Source organism: Helicobacter cinaedi CCUG 18818 = ATCC BAA-847 (assembly GCF_000155475.1).
Classification (GTDB): domain Bacteria; phylum Campylobacterota; class Campylobacteria; order Campylobacterales; family Helicobacteraceae; genus Helicobacter_C; species Helicobacter_C cinaedi.
Window position 1 is genome coordinate 1 of record NZ_DS990422.1, and the last position, 852, is coordinate 852.

Sequence of the window (852 nt, forward strand, 5' to 3'; positions counted from 1 at the left end):
AGAGTATTTATAGGAATGGGTCATTGGGATTCCTTCAAGTCGATATAATGATGGCTTTTTGCATTAATAGCTTCTTTAAAGACTTGTGAGATGTATTTTTGAGAAGTAGCATAACCCATACGATTTAATTTGCGCCTTTCTTTGACAATCATTTCATCTCCTATATATTCTTTATTATTAAAAGCTATGTTTTCTATTATAGCATATTCTTCTTTTAAATCTTTAAAAGGTTTGCATTGGATATGTTGTTTCACATCTTGGTGCATAGAAAGGCTTGATGTTACCCAACTATTGTAATATTCAAAACCTTGTATATATATATATTTAATACTCTCTCCATCTGAAACACTCACTATTTCTAGCTTAATAGAATGACTTACAAGAAAAGCAGAAGGAAAAGCAAGATGTATATCCTCTAACTTTACTCCCTCTCTCACAGGTCTTGCATACACTACCTTACCTATCTCTTCTTTACAGAGTCTCTCATATTCCTTATATTCAGAATCTAAAGCCTTAGGGATAAAAGCACGATAGCTTGTAGGATAAGCACAACCTTTTATCATAAAAAATGCTATGAAGATTCCAAATATGCCTAAGAGAATATATATCATTTTATGTCCTTTATACTGCATTTTTTTATTCTCTCTACTCCGATGATAAGCTTGAATTATGATTGTATCCAAAATACTTTAAAGCCTCTTTGTCTATATTCTTAGTATTAGCAGGACTAGGAGCATTGATTTTATAACTATTAGGTTTAGGAATGCAAATAAGTGGAAAGCCTTTATCACTCATTACACCACTAGAGACTAAATCTTGCATTATAGGATAATCATCATTATATTTCTTTAA

The 852-nt window shown here is 31.0% G+C and carries 1 protein-coding gene and 1 pseudogene; both read right to left on the reverse strand.

What is annotated here, in order from left to right; all coding sequences use genetic code 11:
* Window positions 1-20 precede the first annotated feature (20 nt).
* Entirely contained in the window at window positions 21-611 is a 591-nt protein-coding gene (locus HCCG_RS11395; protein ID WP_230197969.1) for a hypothetical protein, read from the reverse strand.
* 34 nt (window positions 612-645) lie between these two features.
* Window positions 646-852 (reverse strand): annotated as a pseudogene (locus HCCG_RS12710) (hypothetical protein); the annotation flags it as partial.

Bases quoted from the DNA above. Each gene is read 5' to 3' on its own strand.
- HCCG_RS11395 (WP_230197969.1), bottom strand. From the start codon at position 611: ATGATATATATTCTCTTAGGCATATTTGGAATCTTCATAGCATTTTTT.